Genomic DNA, 19,837 nt, shown 5'->3' with positions numbered 1-19,837 from the left:
CGGGGAGAGCGAGCAATGGAGACCGAGTCGGAGCCGTACGTCCGTCTTGCGACCCTGCGGCAGCTGCACCAGGTGGTGGCCGAGCTCAATACGGCCCGGAGCCTCGCGGACACCCTGCAGACCGTCGTGGACGGCATCGTCGTGGGCCTCGGCTACGAGCTCGCCTGTGTCAACCTCGTACGCCCTGACGGAGATCTGGTCGTCGCCGCCTTCGCGGGGGACCCCGCCGCGGAAGCCCTGATCACCGGCCGCGTCGGCTCCCGCCCCTCCTGGGACCGTCGGCTGACCATGGGCGAGGACTGGGACGGCCTCCGCTTCATCCCGCACACCGAGGGCTGGGTCCTGCTGGAGGACGACGTCCCCCAGTGGCACACCGACGGCCCCGACCCGCGGTTCGAGGACGAATGGCATCCCGAGGACCGGCTCTACGCCCCCATGTACGCGACCGGCGGGGAACTCCTCGGTGTCATCTCGGTCGACAGGCCCCGCAACGGCCGCCGACCCGGCGCGTGGGGCCGCGAAGCGCTCCAGATGTACGCCTTCCAAGCGGCCATTGCGATCAGCAACGCGAGGCTGCGCGCCAACATGCAGCGGGCCCTCGTCCGGCTGGAACGGGAGCAGCAGGCGCTGCGCGCCAGCGAGGAGTCCTTCCGCCAGGCCTTCGAGTACGCGCCCAGCGGCATGGCCATCGCCGAAATGGGCGGGGACCAGCACGGCCGGCTGCTCCGCACCAACGACGCGCTCTGTCGGCTGCTCGGTCGGCCCGCCTCCGTCCTGCGCCGCTACTCCTTCTCCGACCTCGTCCACCCCGAGGACATCGGGACCCTGCTGCGGACCTCGGCCGAGGGCGGCCGCGCCGAGCTCCGCCTCGGGCGTCGCGACGGCACGTACGTATGGGTCTCGCTGCGCAACTCCGTCGTCGCGGACGCCGCCGACGGGCCCCGCTTCCTCCTCACCCACGTCGAGGACATCGAGGAGCGCAAGCGGCACGAGCTCCAGCTCGCGCACCGGGCCAGCCACGACTCCCTGACCGGCCTGCCCAACAGCGCCGAGCTGCGTTCCCGGCTCGGCGCCCGGTTGTGCCGACGGCCGCAATCGGTGCTGGCCACGGCCGTCGAAGCGCTCGACGCGGCCTTCGAGACACGGCCCGAGGCGGGTGGTGCCGTCGAGCACGGCTTTCAGCCCGACGCCCCCCACGGGTACCCGGGCGGCGCCCCCGTCGACTTCCCGGACTTCCCCGAATTCCCCGGCGCGGCCCCCGCGCACGCGGAGGGCCCGTACGACCACCACGTGCACACCGTCGCCCCCGCCACGGACGTCGACGACGGGACGAAGGGGCTCGCGGTGCTGTTCTGCGACCTCGACGGCTTCAAGTCGATCAACGACCGGTTCGGGCACCACACCGGTGACGCCGTCCTGATCGAGGTGGCGCGGCGGCTGACGACCGGCGTCAGGGACGGTGACACCGTCGCCCGGCTGGGTGGTGACGAATTCGTCGTCCTCGCCGACGGGCTCGGCGCCGCCGACGCCGCCGACCTCGCCGTTCGGTTGCGCAACGCGATCATCCCGCCGATCCGGGTGGACGGGCGCGCGGTGCGCGTGGGGGCGAGTTTCGGGATCGGCTGGGCCAGCTGCGGGATGTCCGCGGACGAGGTGCTGCGCTCCGCCGACCAGCGGATGTACATCGAGAAGCGGTCCCGCTCCAAGGCGCACCGCAGGGCCGGCTGAGTGGATCGACCGCCCGTGGGTGCACGTGTTCGGGGTAGGCTCCCGTGGGTCGAAAGGAGTGACCTGCGATGACGACGCCCGCGAACAACGGCCCGCACGGTGGGGCGAACCAGCCCGAGGACGACGATCCGTTCGGCTACCTCTACGCGGACGGCCAGGCCGCCGGAGCCACCCCGCCCGGTTCGGGTGGTGGGTACGGCTACCCCGGTCCCGCGGGCGGCGGTCAGCCCGGTGTGCAGCCCGGCGTCCCCCGCACCTCGTACAACCAGGTGCGTACGGTCGGCGAGCGGACCTACGGCGGCCAGCGCGGCCCCGTCCCCGCCCAGCCGCAGTCCTACCAGGCCCAGTACCAGGCTCCGGAGGCGCTCCAGGCCGGCGGCTACGGCGTTCCGCAGCAGCCGTCCCCGCAGGACCGGACCCAGACGATCCAGCCCCCGGGCGGTGGCGGCGGTCGTGGCAACGGCGGCGGTTCCAGCCGCAAGGGCCTGCTCATCGCGGCGGTGGCGGTCGTCGCCGCGGTCGCGATCGGCATCGGCGCGGCGGTGGCCTTCGGCAAGGACGACGAGAAGAAGGACCAGGCGAACCCGGACCCGGGCCAGTCGGCGGCCCCGCAGCCCGAGGTGTCCGACTCGCCCAAGCCGAGCGCGCCGTCGCAGAGCCCGGCGGTCCCGCTGCCGAAGGGCGAGGCGGCGGGCGCCGGCATGGCGCTCACCGGTGGCGCGGTCCTCCAGACCACGGTTCCGGGTTCCAAGAGCAGCGGCGGTCAGTACGTCGGCAACTTCAACCAGCCCGGCGCCGCGCTGACCTGGACCCTGGAGCTGCCCAAGGGCGGCGTCTACCGCTACTACGTGCGCTTCGGCATCCCGGGTGAGGACGCCAACGCCACCCTGACCGTGAACGGCAAGGCCAACACCACGCCGCTGAACATGCGGAACTTCGCCAACTCGCCGAAGGGCGACTGGGAGAAGGGGTGGCAGACCACCTGGGGTCAGGTCAACCTGAACAAGGGCACGAACACGATCAAGCTGTCGTGCGAGGCCGGCAACAAGTGCAACGTCAACATCGACCAGCTCTGGCTCGAACAGGGCTGATCCACCGGACCGCCGCCGTCAGTCGGCCGTGACCCGCACCGACCCCCGTACCTCCTCGTAGGTGCGGGGGTCGTATTCGCCCGCCGTCGGGGCGTGGACCGTCGCCGCCGAGAGGGCCACCGCGCGGGTGAGGCGGGCCGGCCAGTCGAGGCCTTCGGTCAGGGCGGACAGCAGCCCGGCGACGGCGGAGTCGCCCGCGCCCGTCGGGTTTCCGAGCAGGGGGCGGGGCGGGGTGGCCCGCCAGGTGCCGTGCGCGGTGGCGGCGAGCAGACCGGCCGGGCCGAGCGAGGTGATCACCGCGTGGGCGCCCCGGCGGCGGGCGTCGCGGGTGGCGGGGAGCGGGTCGCGGGAGCCCGTCAGCTCGGCGAGCTCGGCGGCGTTCGGCTTGATCATCTCGGGCCGGGCGGCGATCCCCCGGCGCAGTGCCTCACCGCTGGTGTCCAGGAGCACGGGGACGCCGGCCGCGCGGGCCGCCCGTACGAGGAGCGCGTACGCGCCGACCGGCACGCCCGGCGGCAGGCTGCCGCACAGGGCCACCGCCCGCGCCCCGGCGACGAGTTCGGTGTAGTGCGCGAGGAACGCGGCCCACTCGCCGGCGGTGATCTGCGGTCCGGGTTCGTTGAACTGCGTGGTGTCGCCGGTGGTTTCGTCGACGACGGCCAGGGTGCGGCGGGTGCCGCCCGCGCAGGGGAGCAGGGCGTCGACCACTCCGGGCGAGGCGGCCAGCAGTTCGCGGACGACCGCGCCGGCCGGGCCGCCCGCGAAGCCCGTCGCCGTGACCTCGTGGCCGAGGGCGGCGAGCACCCGGGCCACGTTCAGGCCTTTGCCGCCCGGGCGTTCGGCGACGACGGTGACCCGGTGGGCGGTGTGCGGACGCAGCCTCGCCACCCGGTGGGTGATGTCGAGCGCGGTGTTGAGCGTCACGGTGAGGATCATGACCAGTCCCGGTTTCGGTGTGTGCCGGGATCATGCCAAACGGAGGCCGGTCAGCCCAGTCCCACGGGCCGAGGGCCTCCGTCCGTACGGCCGGAACGCCTTTCAGGCGGGCGGGCCGACGATCCATTCGCCGCGCCGCATGACGCCCTTGACGTCGAACTCGGCGTCCAGGACGACGAGGTCGGCGTACTTGCCAGGGTCCAGCGAACCGACCTGGTCGTACAGGCCGAGCAGCTTGGCGGGGTTGGCGGAGATCGCCTGGACGACGGATTCGACGGGGAGCCGGTCCAGCGTCACCGACCGCTTGAACGCGGTGTCCAGGGTGAGGGTGGAGCCGGCGATGGACCCGCCCTCCACGAGCCGGGCGACACCGTCCTTGACCTCCACCTCCAGCGGGCCGAGATGGTAGGTGCCGTCGCCGAAGCCGGCCGCGTCCATGGCGTCGGTGATGAGTGCGACGCGGTGGGCGCCCGCGTGGTGGAAGGCCAGTTCCAGCATCGCCGGGTGCAGGTGGGTGCCGTCGTTGATCAGCTCGACGGTGACCCGCTCGTCCTCCAGCAGCGCGGCGATGGGGCCGGGAGCGCGGTGTTCCAGGCCGGGCATCGCGTTGTACAGGTGGGTGGCGACGGTGGCGCCCGCGTCGATGGCCTGCCGGGTCTGGTCGTACGTGGAGTCCGTGTGGCCGATCGCGGCGATGACGCCGTGCTCGGCCAGCAGCCGTACGGAGTCCAGCCCGCCCGGCAGCTCGGTCGCCAGGGTGAACATGCGGGCGGCGCCGTGCGCGGCGTCGATCAGCTTGCGGACCTCGGCCGGGTCGGGGTCGCGCAGGAGTTCCTCCTTGTGCGCGCCCTTGCGGCAGGGGTTGATGAACGGCCCCTCGAAGTGGATGCCCGCGATCTCGCCCTGCTGGGTGAGCTCGGCCAGCAGCCCGGCGCGGCGGGCCAGTTCGTCGAGGTCGCCGGTGACCGTGGACGCGACGAGGGTCGTGGTGCCGTGTTCGCGGTGGGTGCGCACGCCCTTGAGCACGTCCTCGGCGGTGCCGGAGGTGAAGGAGGCCCCGCCGCCGCCGTGGTTGTGCATGTCCACGAAGCCGGGGACGATCCAGTGCCCGGACAGGTCGACGTGCCGCGCGCCCTCCTCGGCGCTGCCCGCGATGCGGTCGCCGTCGACGATGACCCGGCCGCCCGCCACGGTGCCGGTCGGCAGCACCACCCTGGCGCCGGAGAGAACGGTGCTGTGTGCGCTTCCGGACATCAGGCAGGTACCTCCGTGGCGAGTAGGTCCCAGGCGAGCAGCCCTGCGCCCAGGCATCCGGCGGTGTCCCCGAGGGCCGCCGGAACGATCTCGGGCAGCCGCTGGAACGTCACGCGTTCCTCGACGGCGGCCCGAAGCGGTCTGAACAAGGTTTCCCCCGCCTCGGCCAGCCCGCCACCGATGATCAGCGTGCGCGGGTCCAGCAGGGTGATCGCGGTGACGAGCCCGTCGGCGAGGGCGCCGATCGCGGACAGCCAGACCTCGCGGGCGCGCGCGTCGCCGGACTCGACGGCCTTCGCGCAGTCCGCCGCGTCCGCGTCGGGGTCGCCGGACGCGGCGGCCCAGGCGCGGCTGACGGCGGAGGCGGAGGCCAGGGTTTCCAGGCAGCCGTGCTGGCCGCAGCCGCAGGCGGGTCCGCCGGGCCGCACCACGATGTGACCGATCTCGCCCGCGTAGCCGTGCGCGCCCGCCTCGATGGCCCCGGCGATGCCGATGGCCCCGGCGATGCCGGTGCCGAGGGGGACGAACAGGAAGCGGTCGGCGCCGTGGCCCGCGCCGATGCGCCCCTCGGCGAGGCCGCCCGTGCGCACGTCGTGGCCCAGGGCCACCGGGATGCCGCCGAGGCGTCCGCCGAGGAGCTCGCGCATCGGTACGTCGCGCCAGCCCAGGTTGGCCGCGTACACGGCGATCCCCCGGTCGGCGTCGACGATGCCGGGGACGGCGACGCCGGCGGCCGAGGCGGCCGTCCCGAACCGCTCCAGGCCCAGGACCAGCAGCTCGGACGCGAAGTCCAGGATCGTCTCGACGACGGCCTCGGGACCCCGCTCGCGGCCCGTGGCGCGGCGCGCCTCGTGCAGCAGGGTGCCGTCCTCGGCGATGAGGGCGGCCTTCATCCCGGTGCCGCCCACATCGAGGGCGATGACGTGTTTCACGGGTTTCACAGGTGACAGTCTCGCGTGCTCGACAGGCAAAGGTCTAGTCCATTGGGAGGGATTGTTGAGTGGCCATACAAATTCGGGACCTTGGTCCGGCCACAGTCCGGACACAGTCCGGGCACGGCGTGCGCGGCAGGTGTGAGGGAGCCGTCAAAGTGGTGTAGACCTTACGTCGAATCGTACGTACGACAAGGGGTGGATCGAGAACCGTGAAGGGCCGTTACCTGAGCCTGGCCGCGTCCGGCGCCGTGCTGTGCCTGACCGCCGTGACGCTGACCGGCTGCGGCAGCCTGGAAAGCCTCACCGGGGACAACGAGGTGACCCTGCGGGTCGTGGCGGCCGACTACGGCGACAATCCGCAGAACTCCTCGACGGGCTACTGGAAGGACCTCGCCGCGGCCTTCGAGAAGGACAACCCGAACGTCCGCGTCGAGGTCAGCGTCTACTCCTGGTCGGAGGTCGACGCCAAGGTCGCCGAGATGGTCAAGGCGGGCAAGGCCCCCGACATCGCGCAGATCGGCGCCTACGCCGACTACGCGGAGGCGGACAAGCTCTACACCGTCGACGAACTGCTCTCCGTGAACACCGAGGCCGACTTCCTGGGCCCCCTCGCCGACGCGGGCAAGGTCAAGCGCGTCCAGTACGGCATGCCGTTCGTGGCCAGCACCCGGCTGCTCTTCTACAACACCAAGCTCCTCGGCGACGCCGGAGTCATACCCAAGGACGGCGCCACCCCCTGGCAGCCCAAGAGCTGGGCGGACCTGGAGGCGGCCGCCAAGAAGCTCAAGGCCGCGAACGTCCCCACCCCGTTCGCCGTGCCGCTCGGCCGCGAGGAGGCCCAGGCCGAATCGATGATGTGGATGCTCTCCGGCGGCGGTGGCTACACCGACAACGAGGAGGGCTACCAGATCGACTCCCCGGAGAACGTCAAGGCCTTCGAGTTCCTCCGCGACCGGATGGTCGGCCAGGGCCTCACCGGCCCCGTCGAACCGGGCAAGCTCGACCGGCAGGCCGCCTTCGACGCCTTCACCCGCGGCGAGGTCGGCATGCTCAACGGCCACCCCACCCTGCTCAAGCAGGCCGCCGGCAAGGGCGTGAAGTTCGGCATGGTGCAGATGCCGACCGTCGACGGCACCGACCACTCCACGATGGGCGTCGCCGACTGGGTCATGGCCTTCAAGAACGGCCACAAGAAGGAGTCCGGGAAGTTCCTGGACCACCTGTACTCGGCGAAGAACGTGACGACCTTCACCAACAAGTACGACCTCCTGCCCGTCACCACCAGCGGCTACCGGGCCATGGAATCGAGCACCGGCGGCTCCGCCGCCCAGCTCAGGACCTTCCTGACGGCCCTGCCCAACTCCAAGCTCTACCCCGTCGGCAAGAAGTCCTGGGCCGGGGTCAGCGAGGACGTGAAGGAGAACATCGGCAAGGTCGTGCAGCCCGGCGGACAGCCCGCGAAGGTCCTGGAGGACATCGCGACGTCCGCCCGCAAGGCCGACGGCGACCGCTGACCCGGCGCGCGGCGGGTGTCGGTGGCCGCCGTTAATCTGGCCGTATGACGGACGACGGGCAGGTGGAGGGGCGGCCGGCGGCACGGCTGACCGCCACCGAGGCCGCCGTGCTCGCCTACGAGGGGCGCAGCTGGCCGGGGCCGGGCGCCAAGGAGCGGGCGATACGCGAGGCCCTCGGGCTGACCCCCGTCCGCTACTACCAGCTGCTCAACGCCCTCATGGACGATCCGCGCGCCCTGGAGCACGCCCCCGGCACCGTCAACCGGCTCCGCCGCATCCGCGAGGCCCAGCGCGCCCGACGGTGATCCCGGGCGGCCCCCCGGCGGGAGCGGCGTCCGGAGGCGGTCTGGGCTTGGGGCGGACCACGCCGGTAGGGTCATCGGTATGGGGAGCCGCCCGCACGACCCGCAGATGCCCGAGCCCGTCACCGCCGCCGGACGCGAGGGCCTCGAAGCCCTCCTCCGCGCACCCCGCAGGGCCGTCGTCGCCCTCGACTTCGACGGGACCCTCGCCGACATCGTTCCCGACCCCGACCAGGCCCGCGCCCACCCGGACGCCGTCCCGGCGCTCGCCGCGCTCGCGCCCGAGGTCGCCGCCGTCGCCGTGGTCACCGGCCGCCCCGCCGGGGTCGCCGTCCGCTACGGCGGGTTCGCCGGGGTCCCGGGACTGGAACACATGGTGGTCCTCGGCCACTACGGCGCCGAGCGCTGGGACGCCGTCACCGGCATCGTCCACGCCCCCGCCGAGCACCCGGGCGTCGCGGCCGTACGGGCCGAACTGCCCGGCTTCCTCGACTCCATCGGCGCCTGGCGCGGGACCTGGATCGAGGAGAAGGGCCGGGCGCTGGCCGTCCACACCCGCCGCGCCGCCGACCCCGAGCAGGCCTTCGCCGCGCTGCGGGAGCCGCTGGCCGAGCTGGCCGCACGGCACGGACTGATGGTCGAGCCCGGCCGGGCCGTCCTGGAACTGCGGCCGCCCGGCATGGACAAGGGCGTCGCCCTGACCGAGTTCCTCACCGAGCGGGACGCCGAGGCCGTCCTGTACGCGGGCGACGACCTGGGCGACCTCGCCGCGTTCTCGGCCGTCGAGAAGCGGCGCGCCGACGGGCTGCCGGGGCTGCTGGTGTGCAGCGGCTCGGCGGAGGTGCCCGAGCTGGCCGCCCGCGCCGACCTGGTCCTGCCCGGCCCCGCCGCCGTCACCGGCTTCCTGGCCGCCCTGGCCCGGACCCTGCGCTCCTGACGACACCCGCCGCGGGCCGGCCCGGACCCCCGGACCGGCCCGCGGCGCACCGCGGCGACGGGCCCTATGGCGCCAGCCGGTCCAGTTGGGCCGTGAACCAGGCCGCCGGGGGCAGCGCCGTGGCCGCCGCGGCCAGCCGCTTCGAACGCTCCGCCCGCTCCGCGGCCGGCATCGACAGCGCCGTGTGCAGGGCCTCGGCCGTCTGCGTGACGTCGTACGGGTTCACCACGATCGCGTCGTCCCGGAGCTCCCCGTACGCCCCGGCCCCCGTGGACAGGACCAGCGCGACGCCCGCCTCCGACACCACCGGGATCTCCTTCGCCACCAGGTTCATGCCGTCCCGCACCGGGTTCACCAGCGCCACGTCCGCCAGCCGGTACGCGGCCAGCGAGCGCGCGAAGTCGTCCTCGACGGACACCAGCACCGGCTGCCAGTCCTCCGTGCCGAACTCCGCGTTGATCTCCGCCGCCAGGTCCCGCACCGCCTGCGTGTACGACCGGTACGCCTCCAGGTCCTGCCGGGACGGGTACGCGGACGCCAGGTGCACCACCTCGCCGCGCCACTCGGGGTGCGCGGTGAGCAGCTCCCGGTAGGCCAACAGCCCGCGCAGGATGTTCTTCGACAGCTCGGTGCGGTCGACCCGGACGATCGCCCTGCGGCCCGCGACCTCGTTCCGCAACGCCGCCAGCTTGTCGTCGACCTCCGGCCGGTGGGCCAGGGCCCGCAGGTCGTCCCCGTCCACGCCCAGCGCGAAGACCGCCACGTCCGTCCGCCGGTGCCGGACCGGGCCCAGCGGGCTCTTGCGCACGTAGCGCCCCTTCGACTCCTCGACGCCCGCCGGGAACATCGGCTCGGCGATGCCCCGCTCGTCGTCCAGGTGGGCGCCGCCCATGAAGCTGTGGGCCCAGGCCCAGGTGTGGAAGCCGACCACGTCGGCGCCGAGCATGCCCCACACCAGCTCGGAGCGGATGTCGTCGGGCAGCATGCGCAGGTACTCGGGCGACGCCCACGGCGTGTGCGTGAAGTGCCCGATCCGCAGGTCCGGCCGCAGTTCGCGCAGCTGCCCCGGGACCAGCGCCAGGTGGTAGTCCTGCACCAGCACCCGGGCGCCCTCCGCGGCCTCCTGCGCCAGCGCCTCGGCGAAGGCCCGGTTGTAGGCGACGTACGAGGCCCACTGCCGCCGGAACACCGCGTCGAAGACCGGCTCGCGGGGGACGTCGTACAGGTGGTGGTGGGTGAACCAGAGCACCGAGTTCGCGATGCCGTTGTACGCGTCGTCGTACACCGCGGGGTCGATGTCGAGCATCCGCACGCCCGGCTCCGCGACGCCCCGGCGCACCGCCTCCCGGTCGGCGTCGGACAGGGCCGCGCAGATCCACAGGGCCTCCGGCTGCTGCGCGAGGGCCGCGGAGAGCCCGGAGACGAGACCGCCCCCGCCGCGCCGGGCACTGAGGGTGCCGTCCTGGTCGAGGGCGTACGAGAGCGGGCCGCGGTTCGCGGCGACGAGTACCTGAGAAGCCATGCGGCCAACCTAGCCAGGCCCGCCCCCGGTCAAACGCCTGTGCGCCGGGGGCCCGCTGAGGATTACGCCACGCGACGGCCCGCGTACTCCTCGATCCCGGCCATCGGCGGCCGCTCCTCGGTGTCCACGGGGTACGTGTGCGGCACGAAACCGTCCGGCCCCCGCTCGAACTGCGTCAGCTCCGGCCGTACGAGGTGCCCGCGAGAGAGCCGCAGCTGCGCCGTGCGGTAGATCGCCGCCGCCATCCGGCCGAGGGCCTGCCCGTCCTGGTGGCGGTGGAGCCTGACGCCGACGTCGACCTGGGCCAGCGCGTCCAGCCCGACCGTGTGCAGCGCGTCCACGAGCAGGCCCAGCTCGACCCCGTAGCCGACGGGGAACGGCAGCCGCTCCAGCAGCGACCGGCGTACGGCGTACTCGCCGCCCAGCGGCTGCACGAAGCCGGCCAGCTGCGGCCAGTGCAGGTTCAGCAGGGGGCGGGCGACCAGCTCGGTGACCCGGCCGCCCTGGCCGGGGGCGTCCCCCAGCGGGCGGTCGTACATCGCCTTGACGAACTGGACCTGCGGGTCGGTCAGCAGTGGGCCCACGATCCCGGACACGAAGGCGGAGTCGAAGTCCCGCAGGTCGGCGTCCACGAAGCAGACGACCTCGCCGGTGGTCGCGAGGAGCGAGCGCCACAGCACCTCGCCCTTGCCGGGCAGCGCCGGGATGCGGGGGAGGACCTCGTCGCGGTGCACGACCCGGGCGCCGGCGGCGGCCGCGACCTTCGCCGTACCGTCCGACGAACCCGAGTCGATCACTACGAGTTCGTCGACGAGCGGGATCGCCGGGCCCTCGATCAGATCGCGCCGGATCACCTCGACGATCCGCCCGACGGTGGCCTCCTCGTCGAGCGCGGGCAGCACCACGCTGACCGTCGTGCCCGTCGCCCGTTTCCGGTCGAGGAGCTGGTCGAGCGGTCGGTCGGCTGCGGACCAGGAGCGGGCGGCCAGCCAGCGCTCCACCTCTTCCAGCACTCTCGGGACTCCCTGCTTCATCGGTGGTTTGGACCGAAAAGTGATCCATCTCGCGGTTCGGACGGCTGTCTCAACCACCCGGACCTTCGGTTACAGTCTTGAACAACGCGATGGACCACCGCATGCCGGGGGTCCCGCGCACAAACGCCCGGACACGCCATGGAGCGCGCCGTCCGGTGCCATACCGCTCATCCAGAGGGGCAGAGGGATACGGCCCGTTGAAGCCCCGGCAACCCTCCAGTCGGTTCTCGCGATGCGTCTGCGACGCACTCCCGCGAGGTCCCCGACTAGGGAAGGTGCCAATTCCGTCTCATGGCGAAGTGCGCCATGGGGAAGATGAGGAGAAAGGGCCTCGCCATCATGGCTGCACAGACCGTCGCCACCTCTGCCGAGTCGGTTTCCGTGGATCTCGGACCCGCCACCGGCCTTTCCTGCCGCGAGTGCGGAACCCGCTTCGAGCTCGGTCCCATTTTCGCCTGCGTCGAGTGTTTCGGACCGCTGGAAGTCTCCTACGAGCTGCCCCTCGGCAACCCCGAGGCCCTGCGCGCCGCCATCGAGGCCGGCCCCGACAACATCTGGCGCTACGCGCCGCTGCTGCCCGTCCCGGCGAACGTGGCCTCCAAGCCCAACCTGAACCCGGGCTTCACCAAGCTCGTCGACGCCGCCAACCTGGCCAAGGAACTGGGCGTCACCGGAAAGCTGTACGTCAAGGACGACTCCGGCAACCCGACGCACTCCTTCAAGGACCGCGTCGTGGCCATCGCCGTCGAGGCCGCCCGCGCCTTCGGCTTCACCACCCTCTCCTGCTCCTCCACCGGCAACCTGGCCGGCGCCGTCGGCGCCGCGGCCGCCCGCGCCGGCTTCCGTTCCTGCGTGTTCATCCCGCACGACCTGGAGCAGGGCAAGGTCGTCATGGCCGGTGTCTACGGTGGCGACCTCGTCGGCATCGAGGGCAACTACGACGACGTCAACCGCTTCTGCTCCGAGCTCATCGGCGACCCGCTGGGCGAGGGCTGGGGCTTCGTCAACGTCAACCTGCGCCCCTACTACGGCGAGGGCTCCAAGACCCTGGCGTACGAGATCTGCGAGCAGCTCGGCTGGCGACTGCCCGACCAGATCGTCATCCCGATCGCGTCCGGCTCCCAGCTGACGAAGATCGACAAGGGCCTGCAGGAGCTGATCAAGCTCGGCCTCGTCGAGGACAAGCCGTACAAGATCTTCGGCGCCCAGGCCGAGGGCTGCTCCCCGGTGTCGACCGCCTTCAAGGCCGGTCACGACGTGGTCCGCCCGCAGAAGCCGAACACCATCGCCAAGTCCCTCGCGATCGGCAACCCGGCCGACGGCCCGTACGTCCTGGACATCGCCCGGCGCACCGGCGGCTACGTCGAGGACGTCAACGACACCCAGGTCGTCGAGGCCATCAAGATCCTCGCGCAGACCGAGGGCATCTTCGCCGAGACCGCGGGCGGCGTCACCGTCGGCGTGACGAAGAAGCTGATCGAGAACGGGCAGCTCGACCCGACGCTGACCACCGTGATCCTGAACACCGGCGACGGCCTCAAGACCCTGGAGGCGGTGGCCGCGGACAGCGGCCAGACCGCCACCATCCGCCCGAGCCTGGACGCGTTCCGCGCCGCCGGCCTGGCCTGATCCTCCCCCCGACACCCGGAAAGGCGGTAGCGCCATGAGCGTCAACGTCCGCATCCCCACCATCCTGCGCACCTACACCGGCGGCGTCGCCGAGGTTCCCGCCGAGGGCGCGACCCTGGCCGAGGTCATCGACTCCCTGGAGAAGAACCACCCGGGCATCGCCGCGCGCGTCCTGGACGACCAGGGCAAGCTGCGCCGCTTCGTGAACGTCTACGTCAACGACGACGACGTGCGCTTCGAGGGCGGGCTGCAGACGGCGACGCCCGACGGCGCCGGCGTCTCGATCATCCCGGCCGTCGCCGGCGGCTGATCGTCCCGGACGGGCCGTCGATCGTCACCCGCGGGCGACGGCCGGCGCCCCCCGATTTTCTGAATTGCCCCTTCCGCCAATAAGCGGAGGGGGCAATTCTGCTTGATTGATAGCGGTAGAGTTGGGGAAGTCCCCTCCGCTGTTCTTGCCCGCCGCATATGAGCGGGGCCGGGGAGGGTTGACATTGAGTCAACATGTGCGCGCGCTATGGGGCTTTGGCGTGGATTGTCAGGCCCGAGTTGCCCAGGAATATGCCAAATTTTCACTCTATTTCAATGTTTTCGCGTGTCCAGAATTCTCGTCGGATTGACCTGTTGCAGACAGCAGCGGTGCGGATACATTCAGCCCCGGTCGAGGCGTTCCGGCGCAAGTTCTGACCCGGGTCCGCGAAGTGCGGACCTGCGCAAGGGCCAGTAATAGGGGAGTTAGGCATGGCTCAGGGCACCGTCAAGTGGTTCAACGCGGAGAAGGGCTACGGCTTCATCGCGGTCGACGGTGGCGCGGATGTGTTCGTCCACTACAGCGCCATCCAGATGGACGGGTACCGCACCCTTGAAGAGGGTCAGCGGGTCGAGTTCGAGATCTCGCAGGGCCAGAAGGGCCCGCAGGCGGACATGGTCAAGCTCGCTGCCGGCTGAGTCCCAAGCGCGATCGACCACCGACGCACTCACACACGAGGGGCCCACATCCCGGACACGGGGATGCGGGCCCCTCGTGCGTGTCGGCCCCGGGACCCTTGCGGCGCCCGGCCCGCGCCCCGCCGCGGACCCCGGCGCCGGGCCCGCGTTGGTCGAAGCCGCTTGCACTCGCGGGGGTCGAGTGCTAATCATTGGCGTTAGCACTCTCCAGGTGAGAGTGCTACTAAGACGAGGACCGGGCCGGTGAGGCCCGCAGGGTCCGGCGGGAAGGAACCGCCGGGTCCGCAGGCCGTCCGTCGCGGGCGCGGGCGCGGTCCGGAGCAATCCACCCCTGTCCGGGAGGACCACTTCAGATGGCCAAGATCATTGCGTTCAACGAGGAGGCCCGGCGCGGTCTCGAGCGTGGGATGAACCAGCTCGCCGATGCCGTCAAGGTCACCCTTGGCCCCAAGGGTCGCAACGTCGTCCTTGAGAAGAAGTGGGGCGCCCCCACGATCACCAACGATGGTGTCTCCATCGCCAAGGAGATCGAGCTTGAGGACCCGTACGAGAAGATCGGCGCAGAGCTGGTCAAGGAAGTCGCCAAGAAGACGGACGACGTCGCCGGCGACGGTACGACCACTGCCACCGTGCTCGCCCAGGCTCTCGTCCGCGAGGGTCTGCGCAACGTAGCCGCCGGCGCCAACCCGATGGCCCTCAAGCGCGGCATCGAGAAGGCCGTCGAGGCCGTCTCCGCCGCCCTGCTGTCGCAGGCCAAGGATGTCGAGACCAAGGAGCAGATCGCTTCGACGGCCTCCATCTCCGCCGCCGACACCCAGATCGGCGAGCTCATCGCCGAGGCGATGGACAAGGTCGGCAAGGAAGGCGTCATCACGGTCGAGGAGTCGCAGACCTTCGGCCTGGAGCTTGAGCTCACCGAGGGCATGCGCTTCGACAAGGGCTACATCTCGGCGTACTTCGCCACCGACATGGAGCGCATGGAGTCGTCCCTCGACGACCCGTACATCCTGATCGTCAACTCCAAGATCGGCTCGGTCAAGGACCTGCTGCCGCTCCTGGAGAAGGTCATGCAGTCCGGCAAGCCGCTGCTGATCATCGCCGAGGACGTCGAGGGCGAGGCCCTGTCGACCCTGGTCGTCAACAAGATCCGTGGCACCTTCAAGTCCGTCGCCGTCAAGGCCCCGGGCTTCGGCGACCGCCGCAAGGCCATGCTCGGTGACATCGCCATCCTCACGGGCGGCACGGTCATCTCCGAGGAGGTCGGCCTCAAGCTGGAGAACGCCGGTCTCGACCTGCTCGGCCGCGCCCGCAAGGTCGTCATCACCAAGGACGAGACCACCATCGTCGACGGTGCCGGTGACAGCGACCAGGTCCAGGGTCGCGTCAACCAGATCCGCGCCGAGATCGAGAACTCCGACTCGGACTACGACCGCGAGAAGCTCCAGGAGCGCCTCGCGAAGCTGGCCGGCGGCGTGGCCGTCATCAAGGCCGGTGCCGCGACCGAGGTCGAGCTCAAGGAGCGCAAGCACCGCATCGAGGACGCCGTTCGCAACGCGAAGGCGGCCGTCGAAGAGGGCATCGTCGCCGGTGGTGGCGTGGCCCTGCTCCAGGCCTCCTCGGTCTTCGAGAAGCTGGAGCTCACCGGTGACGAGGCGACCGGCGCCAACGCCGTGAAGCTCGCGCTGGAGGCCCCGCTCAAGCAGATCGCCGTCAACGGTGGTCTTGAGGGTGGCGTCGTGGTCGAGAAGGTGCGCAACCTGCAGATCGGTTGGGGCCTGAACGCCGCGACCGGCGAGTACGTCGACATGATCGCCGAGGGCATCATCGACCCGGCGAAGGTCACCCGTTCCGCGCTGCAGAACGCGGCGTCGATCGCGGCCCTCTTCCTCACCACCGAGGCCGTCATCGCCGACAAGCCCGAGAAGGCCGGTGCCCCCGCGGGCGGCGGCATGCCGGGCGGTGACATGGACTTCTGATCGGCCCCTGGCTGATCGGCTGTTCTCGAACGAGGGCGGCACCCCCACGGGGGTGCCGCCCTCGGGCGTTTCCGCGTTCGGCGGCGGGCCGGGCCGGGCCGGTCCGGGACGGGTCCGGCCCGGCCGGGGCGGGTCAGGTCAGATCACGCCGGGTCAGGTCAGGGACTTGAGGAGCCAGACGTCCTCGTGTGCGGCGGGGAAGCCGGGGACGCGGGCGACCTCCCGGTAGCCGTGGCGGGCGTAGAAGGCCGGGGCCTGGAAGGTGAACGAGGAGACCAGGATGCTCACGCAGCCCCGCCGACGGGCCTCCTCCTCGGCCGCCGCCAGCAGTTCGGCACCCCGGCCGTCGCCCCGGCTGTCCTCGCGGACCCAGGTCATGCCGATGCCCGCGCGGTCGCCCCAGCTCCAGCCGGAGAGCCCCGCGACGAGGCCACCGTCCGCGTCGGTGATCCGCACGGTGAACTCGGACTGCTCGTGGCCCGCCGTCGCCGCCTGGTTGAAGGCGTCCAGCTCCTTGCTGAGCCGCGCGTCGAGCTCGGAGTCCGCGCCGGCCGTGATGATGTCCACCCCGTTGTCGTTCATGGCGTCATTGTGCGGGCCGGAGGGGCTCCGGGCCGATCGGTTTTGCGGCCGCCCCGGCCTCGGGAGCCGGCGCTGTCGGCGACGCGGCCCAACGGCTTCGGGACCCGCAGGCCCTCACCGAGGGCGACGGTGGTGCGGAGCCGGGAGCCCGGTGGTCGGGACGGGGCGGCGCGGGGGCGGCGGGTTTGGTTGGATCGGGGCATGAGCGAACGCAGTGTGCCCTTCGTCAAGATCTGTGGCCTGAAGACCGCCCACGACGTCGAGGTGGCCGTCGCCGCCGGGGCGGACGCCGTCGGCTTCGTCCTCGCCCCGGGCAGCCCCCGCACGGTCGACGCCGCCACGGCGCGGGACCTCGCGGCGGGGGTTCCGGACGGGGTGCTCACCGTCGGGGTGTTCCGGCGCCAGTCGGTCGGGGAGGTGCGCCGGCTCACCGAGGAGAGCGGTGTGCGCGCCGTGCAGCTCCACGGGGACGAGGGCCCGGAGTACTACGAGGAACTCCGCGCGCCCGGCCGGACGCTGGTCCGGGCCACCGCCGAGCACGTCGAGCGGTGCGGGGAGCTGGGGGAGGACCTGTTGCTGCTCGACGCCCCGGACCCGGGCTCCGGCAAGCCCTGGAACTGGGGCTCGACGGAGTTCACGGCGCCCGAGGGGCGGTGGCTGCTGGCCGGCGGGCTCACCCCGGCCAACGTCCGGGAGGCCGTCGCGGCGACGGGCGCGTGGGGCGTGGACGTGTCCAGCGGCGTCGAGCGGGAACGCGGGGTCAAGTCCCCGGATCTGATCCGCGCCTTCGTGGAGGCGGCCCGGGGCTGAACCCGCGCTGTTGGGGCGTGTCGGCGAACTCCCCTCCGCCTCGCGGGCGACGACGGGAGCGCGTGCGGACACCGCGCGGCGGACGGGAGTTCGCCGACGGTCCTGGGGCGTGTTCCAGAAGTCCCGCCCGGCCCGCCGGCGCCCGGCGCTACTTCTGGAACACGCCTTGGCGGCGTCCGAGTGCCGTGACGGCCGTGTCGAAGGCGGTGTCGCGGTTGTGGGCGAACTCCTCCTCGGTGAAGACGGGTGTCCGCAGGTGCGGGGGGATCCCGGTGCCGTCGAAGGTCGTTCCGGTGCGGGTGAGGTACTCCTCGTTGGGCAGCCGGATCGTCATGCCGTTCGGGAGCGAGCGGACCATGACGTCGGAGAAGACGCCCTGGGTGGCCTCGCCGACGCGGAAGGTCCGGCCGGGCCGGTCGATGAGGGCCTGGGTGAAGCCCTCGCCCGCGCTGAACGTCGTCGGGGAGGTGAGCACGGCGACGGGGCCGGTGTAACGGGGAGAGTTCCGGTCCGGCTCCACGCGTACGGCTTGCGGCGGGGTGTGGCGGGTGCGCTTGCTGTAGGCGGTGTACGGGGTGTCGGTCAGGCGTCCGGCGAGGCGCAGGCCCAGGGCGTCCTCGCCGCCGCCGTTGACCCGTACGTCGAGGACGAGCCCCCGGAGGGAGGCCGTGCGGGCGGGGGTGAGGACGGTGTCCAGGGCCCGGTCCAGCTCGGCGAGCTGGGCGGCGTACGTCGGGTCCTGGTCGTCGTAGTCGTTGAAGCCGGCGATCCGCAGGTAGCCCTTTCCGTCGGGCAGGTCCGCGTACGAGATCTGCCCGTTCGCGAACTCCTGCGGCCTCACGCCGCCGAGGTCCCGCCGGATGACGTGCTCCTTGGCCGCCGGTTCCAGGGCCTCGGGGTCGGGGTGCGTGCCGGGCCGGGTCCGGTGGAAGAGGCGGCCCTTCCCGTCGGTGACGGCGACGTGGGCGTCGTACAGGGGGGCCAGCACGTCGGAGAAGAGGGCGAAGAGTTCCTCCCGGGGCGTGTCCGGGCGGACCTCGGGGCGGCGGGCGTCCCGGACGGCGCGCCAGTCGACGCCCTTGGCCGCGAAGAACGGGTAGTTCTCCTCGAAGGTCTGCCAGAAGACGTCGAAGGCCGTCAACGAGTCCTCGGGGAGCTCGTGTTCGCACGTCCCGGGCAGTGCGGCGATCCGCCGCAGCGTGCGGTCGCCCGCGGCGCCGGCGATGTGCAGCGTGCCGTGGTCGCCCCGGGCTCCGCGGGTGCGGACGGTGCGGACGGTACCGTTTTCGGCGCGGTAGACGCCCGGGGCGGTGCGCCGGGCCTCGTCGTCGGGTGCGCAGCTGATCGCGGTGGTCTGGTACTCGCGCAGTCGGCCGTCCGCGATGTGCAGGACGGCGCCGTAACCGTCCACGCGCCAGAAGCCGTCGACCGTGGAACCGGCGGTGGCCGGGACGCTGCCGGTAGCTCCGTCCGGCGCGCCCGTGGCGGTTGCCGTCGCGGCGGCGGGTGCGGTCGCCGCGGCGGCGAGGGCCAGCGCCATCGCCACCGTCACGGCCCCGGGCCTGCCGGCCCCCTTCGGCCTCTCGCGGCCCTTCGTCCTCTTCGGCCCCGTCGGTCGCATCCGTTTCCCCCTGTTGGTCGTGCCGTTCCGGGCGAGTCGCCCGGAAGGCCCAGGAGATGATCATGGTCGGGTCCGTCCGTGGGGGACATCCGGCGGACCGGAGGGTCGGCCGGGGGTTGTCCCCCCGGCCGGCCGGCCCGTCGGGTCCGATCCCTTGATCCTCGCGGATGGTGTGTTAGGTTCATTCTGTAGTGATCGTTACTGAATTCAGGGGGATCCGTCATGAACAAGAACGCGCTGGTCACCGGCGGCAGCAGGGGCATCGGACGGGCCGTCGCGGAACGGCTCGCGGCCGACGGGGTCACCGTCGTGCTGACCTACGCCAACGACGGGGCGGCGGCCCGGGAGACCGTCGGGAAGATCACCGCGGCGGGCGGCCGGGCCCACGCGCTGCACGCGGAACTCGGTCACCACGGCGACGCCACCGCCCTCTGGGAGGCGTACGACGCGCTGGGGCTCGGCGGGGTCGACATCGTCGTCAACAACGCGGGCATCGGACTGCCGATTCCCCTCGGGCAGGTCACCGAGGCGGACTTCGACCGGGTCTTCGCCGTGAACGTCCGCGCGCCGTTCTTCGTCGTGCAGGAGGGCCTCGACCGGCTGCGCGACGGCGGCCGCGTCATCAACGTATCCAGCGGCGCCGCCCGGATCGCCATGCCCGAGATCCTCGCCTACGGGGCCACCAAGGGCGCGCTCGACAACCTCACCCTCAACCTCGCGAAGGCCCTCGGCCCGCGCGGGATCACCGTCAACTCGGTGGCCCCCGGCATCGTCGACACCGACGTCAACGCCGGTTGGCTGCGCGGCAACCCGGAGGCGGAGGCGCACGCCGCCTCCCTCGCCGCGCTCGGCCGGGTGGGCCGCCCCGAGGACATCGCCGACATCGTCGGCTTCCTCGCCTCCGACGACGCCCGCTGGGTCACCGGCCGCGTGGTCGACGCCACGGGCGGCGCGGGGCTGTAGCGGCACGCCGCCGGCCGGTTCGGGCGCGGGCCGGCCCGGCGGCGTGACCCCGGGC

Annotated in this window: 18 protein-coding genes and 1 riboswitch; of the genes, 11 read left to right on the top strand and 7 right to left on the bottom strand. The window is 72.2% G+C overall.

Annotated elements, in window-relative coordinates; genetic code table 11:
• Positions 1 to 15: 15 nt before the first annotated feature.
• Both cdgB and ACFVS6_RS18730 read left to right on the top strand, forming a co-directional pair.
• A complete protein-coding gene (gene cdgB / locus ACFVS6_RS18735; RefSeq protein ID WP_389705023.1) occupies positions 16 to 1,728 on the top strand; it encodes a diguanylate cyclase CdgB in 1,713 nt (570 codons plus the stop codon).
• Positions 1,729 to 1,796: 68 nt separating this feature from the next.
• Positions 1,797 to 2,819, top strand: a complete 1,023-nt coding sequence (locus ACFVS6_RS18730) for a CBM35 domain-containing protein (RefSeq protein ID WP_389705021.1) — start codon at positions 1,797 to 1,799, stop codon at positions 2,817 to 2,819.
• Between the two features lie 18 nt (positions 2,820 to 2,837).
• On the opposite strand, the gene ACFVS6_RS18725 is transcribed toward ACFVS6_RS18730, so the two are convergent.
• From ACFVS6_RS18725 to ACFVS6_RS18715, 3 genes are all read right to left on the bottom strand, one after another.
• Positions 2,838 to 3,755: a 1-phosphofructokinase family hexose kinase gene (locus tag ACFVS6_RS18725; protein ID WP_389705020.1), complete on the bottom strand. Its 918-nt coding sequence runs from the start codon at positions 3,753 to 3,755 to the stop codon at positions 2,838 to 2,840.
• A 102-nt stretch (positions 3,756 to 3,857) separates the two neighbouring features.
• Positions 3,858 to 5,009 (bottom strand): N-acetylglucosamine-6-phosphate deacetylase, encoded by a 1,152-nt coding sequence (gene nagA / locus ACFVS6_RS18720; RefSeq protein WP_389705019.1) that lies wholly within the window; start codon positions 5,007 to 5,009, stop codon positions 3,858 to 3,860.
• Positions 5,009 to 5,941 (bottom strand): ROK family protein, encoded by a 933-nt coding sequence (locus ACFVS6_RS18715; RefSeq protein WP_389705165.1) that lies wholly within the window; start codon positions 5,939 to 5,941, stop codon positions 5,009 to 5,011. The genes nagA and ACFVS6_RS18715 overlap by 1 nt, the downstream gene beginning before the upstream one ends.
• Before the next feature lie 212 nt (positions 5,942 to 6,153).
• Here ACFVS6_RS18715 and ACFVS6_RS18710 point away from each other — a divergent pair, with 212 nt between their 5' ends.
• The 3 genes from ACFVS6_RS18710 to otsB all read left to right on the top strand — a co-directional run bounded on the left by ACFVS6_RS18710 (position 6,154) and on the right by otsB (position 8,697).
• Complete coding sequence (locus ACFVS6_RS18710; protein ID WP_389705017.1) at positions 6,154 to 7,458, top strand: extracellular solute-binding protein; 1,305 nt, start codon at positions 6,154 to 6,156, stop codon at positions 7,456 to 7,458.
• A gap of 44 nt (positions 7,459 to 7,502) precedes the next feature.
• Entirely contained in the window at positions 7,503 to 7,763 is a 261-nt protein-coding gene (locus ACFVS6_RS18705; protein WP_281203605.1) for a DUF3263 domain-containing protein, read from the top strand.
• Positions 7,764 to 7,842: 79 nt separating this feature from the next.
• Positions 7,843 to 8,697, top strand: a complete 855-nt coding sequence (gene otsB, locus ACFVS6_RS18700; protein WP_389705015.1) for a trehalose-phosphatase — start codon at positions 7,843 to 7,845, stop codon at positions 8,695 to 8,697.
• Positions 8,698 to 8,761: 64 nt separating this feature from the next.
• Here otsB and ACFVS6_RS18695 read toward each other — a convergent pair whose 3' ends face one another.
• Both ACFVS6_RS18695 and ACFVS6_RS18690 read right to left on the bottom strand, forming a co-directional pair.
• Positions 8,762 to 10,219, bottom strand: a complete 1,458-nt coding sequence (locus ACFVS6_RS18695) for a trehalose-6-phosphate synthase (RefSeq protein ID WP_389705013.1) — start codon at positions 10,217 to 10,219, stop codon at positions 8,762 to 8,764.
• 62 nt (positions 10,220 to 10,281) lie between these two features.
• Positions 10,282 to 11,232, bottom strand: coding sequence for a glucosyl-3-phosphoglycerate synthase (locus ACFVS6_RS18690; protein ID WP_389705163.1), 951 nt, complete (start codon positions 11,230 to 11,232; stop codon positions 10,282 to 10,284).
• A gap of 185 nt (positions 11,233 to 11,417) precedes the next feature.
• Positions 11,418 to 11,575: riboswitch (SAM riboswitch) on the top strand.
• Between the two features lie 17 nt (positions 11,576 to 11,592).
• Here ACFVS6_RS18690 and thrC point away from each other — a divergent pair.
• The 4 genes from thrC to groL all read left to right on the top strand — a co-directional run bounded on the left by thrC (position 11,593) and on the right by groL (position 15,806).
• Positions 11,593 to 12,882, top strand: a complete 1,290-nt coding sequence (gene thrC / locus ACFVS6_RS18685) for a threonine synthase (RefSeq protein WP_389705011.1) — start codon at positions 11,593 to 11,595, stop codon at positions 12,880 to 12,882.
• 34 nt (positions 12,883 to 12,916) lie between these two features.
• Positions 12,917 to 13,192: a ubiquitin-like small modifier protein 1 gene (locus ACFVS6_RS18680; protein ID WP_356875960.1), complete on the top strand. Its 276-nt coding sequence runs from the start codon at positions 12,917 to 12,919 to the stop codon at positions 13,190 to 13,192.
• Between the two features lie 431 nt (positions 13,193 to 13,623).
• Positions 13,624 to 13,830, top strand: a complete 207-nt coding sequence (locus ACFVS6_RS18675; protein WP_008743607.1) for a cold-shock protein — start codon at positions 13,624 to 13,626, stop codon at positions 13,828 to 13,830.
• A 353-nt stretch (positions 13,831 to 14,183) separates the two neighbouring features.
• Positions 14,184 to 15,806, top strand: coding sequence for a chaperonin GroEL (groL, locus tag ACFVS6_RS18670; protein ID WP_281203599.1), 1,623 nt, complete (start codon positions 14,184 to 14,186; stop codon positions 15,804 to 15,806).
• A gap of 153 nt (positions 15,807 to 15,959) precedes the next feature.
• Here groL and ACFVS6_RS18665 read toward each other — a convergent pair whose 3' ends face one another.
• Positions 15,960 to 16,388 carry a GNAT family N-acetyltransferase gene (locus tag ACFVS6_RS18665; protein WP_389705008.1) on the bottom strand — a complete coding sequence of 143 codons (429 nt, stop codon included), beginning with the start codon at positions 16,386 to 16,388 and terminating at the stop codon, positions 15,960 to 15,962.
• A gap of 201 nt (positions 16,389 to 16,589) precedes the next feature.
• Between ACFVS6_RS18665 and ACFVS6_RS18660 the strand changes: the two genes are divergently transcribed.
• Entirely contained in the window at positions 16,590 to 17,198 is a 609-nt protein-coding gene (locus ACFVS6_RS18660; RefSeq protein WP_389705006.1) for a phosphoribosylanthranilate isomerase, read from the top strand.
• 148 nt (positions 17,199 to 17,346) lie between these two features.
• Here ACFVS6_RS18660 and ACFVS6_RS18655 read toward each other — a convergent pair whose 3' ends face one another.
• Entirely contained in the window at positions 17,347 to 18,738 is a 1,392-nt protein-coding gene (locus ACFVS6_RS18655; RefSeq protein ID WP_389705161.1) for a S41 family peptidase, read from the bottom strand.
• A 303-nt stretch (positions 18,739 to 19,041) separates the two neighbouring features.
• On the opposite strand from ACFVS6_RS18655, the gene ACFVS6_RS18650 reads away from it, so the two are divergent.
• The gene (locus ACFVS6_RS18650; RefSeq protein WP_389705004.1) at positions 19,042 to 19,782 is read left to right on the top strand and encodes an SDR family oxidoreductase; all 741 of its coding nucleotides are present in this window, start codon (positions 19,042 to 19,044) and stop codon (positions 19,780 to 19,782) included.
• Positions 19,783 to 19,837 lie beyond the last annotated feature (55 nt).

Origin of the sequence: Streptomyces sp. NPDC057939 (assembly GCF_042887545.1) — a bacterium.
Taxonomy (GTDB): Bacteria; Actinomycetota; Actinomycetes; order Streptomycetales; family Streptomycetaceae; genus Streptomyces.
This window is presented reverse-complemented; position numbering and strand designations above follow the sequence as displayed.